We start from the raw sequence: 4,685 nt of genomic DNA on the forward strand, positions 1-4,685 counted from the left end.
ACCTCCGCATAAGACACGTCGTTAGCGACGTCGTTATGCACGTGTCTTAGCCCATCTGGGCAAATGCGGGCAGGCGGTGCCAACCGGGTGATTACTCTCGCCCAAATGACGACGCCGACCCTGATCTGCCAGGGAACACGCGACAAGCTCGGTTCGCGCGAAGAAGTGGAACGCTACGAACTCTCAGAGCGTATCGAACTCTTCTGGCTCGAGGATGGTGACCATGACCTGAAGCCGCGCAAACGCATCAGTGCCGAGACCCAGGCAGCGCATGTCAGAAGGGCAGCGGAGCGCGTCGTGGTCTGGGCAAGGTCACTGGCATGACGGGCCAGGACTTTGACGCGCTGTTCGCTCGCCTGTCACGGTCCGCGTTCCGAGCGCGGTTCCGCCTCGGCGCGAAGGAGACATCCTACCTCGCGGCCAGGGGCATGGACGTGATCCGGTCGCATGCGGTCGATTTCGTCGCCCAGCGGCTGGCGCCGTCTGAGCCCAAGAACGACGGCAAGCAGACGCCGATGCGAGGTCATCCGGTCTTCGTCGCGCAGCACGCTACGGCGACCTGCTGCCGGTCCTGCCTTGCGAAATGGCACGGCATGCAGGAGCCACCCACAGAGGACATTCGTCAGGATGGTCATCGCTGCGGTGCCGCGTCCAAAAAGCTATCTTTCATGGCACCTCCCAGCATAGTCCAGCCGGTCGACGTCCGCAGTGCGAGCCACGCGAGCCCTTGATGGTCGAACCAGCTGCCAATATTGTTTCGCTTCGCATGCGGATTGAAACCGAAGGCGACGATAACGAGCCTGGTCGCACTTTCGATCGTTCTACGTATGATCCAAGAGGCTAATCAGGATAGCAGTTGGTCAAACGTGTCGTCGCCGGCACTTGAGACAACTACGACAAACTCTCGCGCGCGCGTCAGCGAAACCTGCAGGAGGCGCCGCGTATCGGCGTGTGGCGACTCCTTATCCTGAGCCATGAACGTATTGTATTGATCCTCAACCAGTACAACCGCATCATACTCCCGCCCCTTGAGCTGATGCATATTCATTACCGATATGGTGGCTGATTCTCGCTGTGAATCCACGAGTTGATCCTGAAGGATAGCCTGTTCAAGGGCGGCCTCTGCGCCCATGTAATTTCCTTGGGTCACCCAAAGACCGATCAATGCTTGTTCTATCACTGAACCTCGTCGTAGGAGGCGAAGATATCGCGCAAGGTCAGCGACCTTCTTCAATTCACTCGCATCGGCCTTTGCAAGTAGTCGTCGGGTGGCAATCCAATCCTGTGTTGGGGCCCCGGATAGGCCATCCCCGTTAATCCGCTCCATCACTCCAGCGAGGGCAGTAACACATTTCGTCTTGGGCGCGTTGCCTGTTCGGCATTTGTCGGCCCATTTCCTTAGCCTGTCAGATGCTTTGATGTTGGTCGGATTTGCCGCTGACCGAAGCATGTCGGCAATACGATCCAACGCCTCAGCCAGCTGCTCGCTGCGTGGAACTCCACTTGCGTTGGACAGGATATTCGTGATTACACGCGATGCGAGGAGTATCTGGTGCTGGTCGATGCGCACGTCGTGCGGCAGCGCCTTTAGAACTCGCCCATTTGCGTTTGCATTCGCGGACAGCGCGTCGGAGATCTGTCTCACGAGCCGCTTACTACGTGCCGCCATCGCGATCTTCGGTCGATCCTTGTCCGATCGCTCCTTGGCCTCCTTGAACGACTTGCGAACCGCAAGATGGAGCTGCGCGGCCAGCCGCCCCGGCCAGAACCGTTGCCGCACGATTTCATTGGGAAAGTCCAGTTCGGACCCTGGCGACAGGAGTGAGCGTGCAAATGCCGCGATACCCGTTGCAGGGCTGCGATTGTTCTCACTGGCGAAGTCGAACCGCTCGCAGTCAAGTGCTTTTCCAAAGTCTTCGAGGCGGGTCTCAGACACTCCGGGCCGCCATTCGAAGATGCGCTGCTCGGTGTCACCGAGCCCAATGATCTCGGATTTCTTGCTCAATGCCTCGACAATTGCCCATTGCTCCTCGTCAGTATCCTGAAACTCATCCACGAGAATGAGCGGATACGCAGCACAAAAGCACGCGCGCGCGGCCTTCGAGCGAGTGAGCAATTCGGCCGCCCGCGGCGCAAACTGATCGTATGTGACGAGCCCTTCCTCGATATAAAGGCGATCCTGCTCCCCCCGCCACTCGTCCTTACTCAACCCCGCAGCACGAACTGCGGCGTCTTGCGCCGGGAGAATCCTCATTCGCCGCTGCGACGACGTCAGATAGCCGTGCGATGTAAGGATTTCCCAGGCGAATGAGTGGTAGGTCTTGATTTCGACGTGATCGGCGACTTCATCGGTCAAGATTCGACCGGCGCTTTCCATAATCCGACGAATTGCCGAGTTCGAGAAACTGAGAAACAGGACCTTCTGCCCTGCATTGAGCTGCTCGAGGACGCGTCGGCGCGCCTTCAGAAGCGCGATTGTCGTCTTCCCCGAACCTGGGCCACCGACAACGAGCATGTGGCCGTCTTCGTCAAGGATCCGCTTGCGCTGCTCACAGAGCGTAAAATCATCTTCCGGATTGGCAGAACTCATTCACCGTCGGGCGAGCCATCCTCATCCCCCTCGTCCTCTTCGGGCGCAAGATTGTCAGGCAACGCCTCGCTGATGATCTCAAGCGCTTCCACAACAATCTCTGGAAGATCGTCATGCTCGCAAAGCTCTACCAGCCGCCCCGCGTATCCCCAGCCCTTGCGGGCCTTCAACACCCGCTTCGCAAGCTTGCGAACATCGTCTTCGCCAAGATCGGCTTCGTATGTAAACTGTGCCGGCTTGGCCGCGTTGGATGGGTAGTCGTCCCATTTCGATGCGCGCTTCAGGAACTTGCGCAGAACCGCGATCGCAATCTCTTCCGCCAGCAGGAACTCGATCCCTGTCTGATCGAGTTGCCAGGAAGCGTCGAAGATATCATCGATGTCGTCTGCGATATCACCGTTCGCCTGCTTGTCATAGAACGCGTAGATTTTCTTGCCGAGCGACTTAAAGAACTCGCCATAGCGCAAGATTCCACCGTCGCCTTCACATTGGACGATCGTTACGCCAGACAGATCGAGCGGAGTATATGTGCCAGGATCATAACCCTCCTCAAGCACGTCGGAGGCAGAAGAGAGAACCTCGGCGTCGGAAACGCCTTCGACACAGATCACACCTGTGCCCAGCATGGCCTCGGCCAAAATGCGTCGTAGGTTGCCACGATATGTCTTGGCTTTTATTCCGGAGATCTCGACATGTTTGCCAGTTAACTCGCAGTTCTGGGCGCGATCCAAAATAACGACGTCTTCTGGCTCAAACTGCTCGAGCACAAATGGCGAGTGCGTAGTCAGGATGGCCTGCTGCATTCGATTCCGCAAAAACTTTACGATCCGCCTTTGTGTATGCGGCGCAATGGCGATCTCAGGTTCCTCCATCGCGAAAATCACATTCTTCTTCAACTGCGCGATGAACGTCAGTAGCGAAAACACCAGCGCATTGATGACACCAGACCCCAAGCGCCAGTACGGCACTGGAGTGTTGGAGCGCTCTGACGAACCGAACAGGGTAATCGAATGGCGCAGGTCTTCACGCGTTAGAGCAGAGGGAAAAAGGCGAAATGCCTGACCTTCTTCCGTCAGGGGGATGAAACGTCTTGCCCGCTCGTCAATGTCCTCCAATATCGACTTGAGTTGGCGAATCTGATCAATCGGCGGATCCAACTCCTCAAGTTGCCCGAGGGTCTGTTCCCACATCTCCGAACGATCATCCTCCTTGAGTCGGAGAATAATATCGAGGAGTGAACCACGTTCCAGGCTGAGCGCGCGCGCCCCTGTTCGCAATGCCCGCAGGTAGATAAATCCGAATTCCCGCTTCGATGCCCGGCTGATCCGCACAGCGCTCCCGCCATCCTCAGGAGGCGGAGACGCGAAAAAGGTCTTCGCCGAGAACTCGTCCTCTTCCTTGTCGTAAACCCCTTCGAACATGATCCGAAGAGCCGGAGTGACATTGTCGACGTCGGTGTCCTCGGGATCATCCGACTCATCGAGCAGTGTTTCGCCTTCTGTGTCCCAGTACTCGCGATGCGCTCGGTACTTTGCCTCGAGCTCTGGAGTAAGATCGGTGAGGATGACCTCGAGTTCGATCGCGATCGGCTCGCCATCTTCGTCGAGATAGGTCCGGTGATGGAAGTCATGTTCATTGATCGGATTGGAGCGCGAGAGCCGGTCTGGTCCCAGCAGTAAGTCGAGAGCTTCACACACCGTAGACTTGCCTACGCTGTTGCGTCCGATCAGCACCGTATGCTCGTTGAACGTCACCTCACCGTTCGCCACGCTGCGGAAATTTTTTATTTTTAAGCGACGAACTTGCATTTGGTTTTCTATTCTCGATGGAGTGTAACCGTAATAGTCTGGAGGCTAAACTACCCGAACCGAGATTTCACCAGCCAATCCGCAAGAAGCTTGATTTTCACGCAGCAACCTCTTGCTACCAACTGTTGCGAATATTGGTTATTGGTTTGCGACCACCCTATTTCGCACACGCAGCGAACGTCTGCTCTCCGTCGATTCTGTGGAAAAACACCTGTTCGCGAGCGCAGAAATAGCTGCTCAACATGCGGCGCAAACGCCTTTCCTTTCAGGCTTTTCGCGTTTGCTGC

At 56.7% G+C, this 4,685-nt stretch carries 4 protein-coding genes; 2 read left to right on the plus strand and 2 right to left on the minus strand.

All coding sequences use genetic code 11. From position 1 onward, the window contains the following. Nucleotides 1–87: 87 nt before the first annotated feature. Nucleotides 88–324 (plus strand): alpha/beta family hydrolase, encoded by a 237-nt coding sequence (locus V8324_RS21040; RefSeq protein WP_336421855.1) that lies wholly within the window; start codon nucleotides 88–90, stop codon nucleotides 322–324. Beyond that, entirely contained in the window at nucleotides 321–731 is a 411-nt protein-coding gene (locus V8324_RS21045; RefSeq protein ID WP_336421856.1) for a DUF4186 domain-containing protein, read from the plus strand. Before V8324_RS21040 ends, V8324_RS21045 begins: the two co-directional genes overlap by 4 nt. A 113-nt stretch (nucleotides 732–844) precedes the next feature. On the opposite strand, the gene V8324_RS21050 is transcribed toward V8324_RS21045, so the two are convergent. Together V8324_RS21050 and V8324_RS21055 are read right to left on the minus strand one after the other, a co-directional pair. Continuing rightward, nucleotides 845–2,590 (minus strand): UvrD-helicase domain-containing protein, encoded by a 1,746-nt coding sequence (locus V8324_RS21050; protein ID WP_336421857.1) that lies wholly within the window; start codon nucleotides 2,588–2,590, stop codon nucleotides 845–847. Further along, entirely contained in the window at nucleotides 2,587–4,398 is a 1,812-nt protein-coding gene (locus V8324_RS21055) for an ATP-dependent nuclease (RefSeq protein ID WP_336421858.1), read from the minus strand. The genes V8324_RS21050 and V8324_RS21055 overlap by 4 nt, the downstream gene beginning before the upstream one ends. Nucleotides 4,399–4,685: the final 287 nt, after the last annotated feature.

The sequence above is a fragment of the Roseovarius sp. D22-M7 genome, assembly GCF_037083785.1.
GTDB lineage: Bacteria > Pseudomonadota > Alphaproteobacteria > Rhodobacterales > Rhodobacteraceae > Roseovarius.

Excerpts from the sequence above, each read along its gene's own strand:
- V8324_RS21045 (WP_336421856.1), top strand. The coding sequence starts at position 321 with ATGACGGGCCAGGACTTTGACGCGCTGTTCGCTCGCCTGTCACGGTCC.
- V8324_RS21050 (WP_336421857.1), bottom strand. The coding sequence starts at position 2,590 with ATGAGTTCTGCCAATCCGGAAGATGATTTTACGCTCTGTGAGCAGCGC.
- V8324_RS21055 (WP_336421858.1), bottom strand. The coding sequence starts at position 4,398 with ATGCAAGTTCGTCGCTTAAAAATAAAAAATTTCCGCAGCGTGGCGAAC.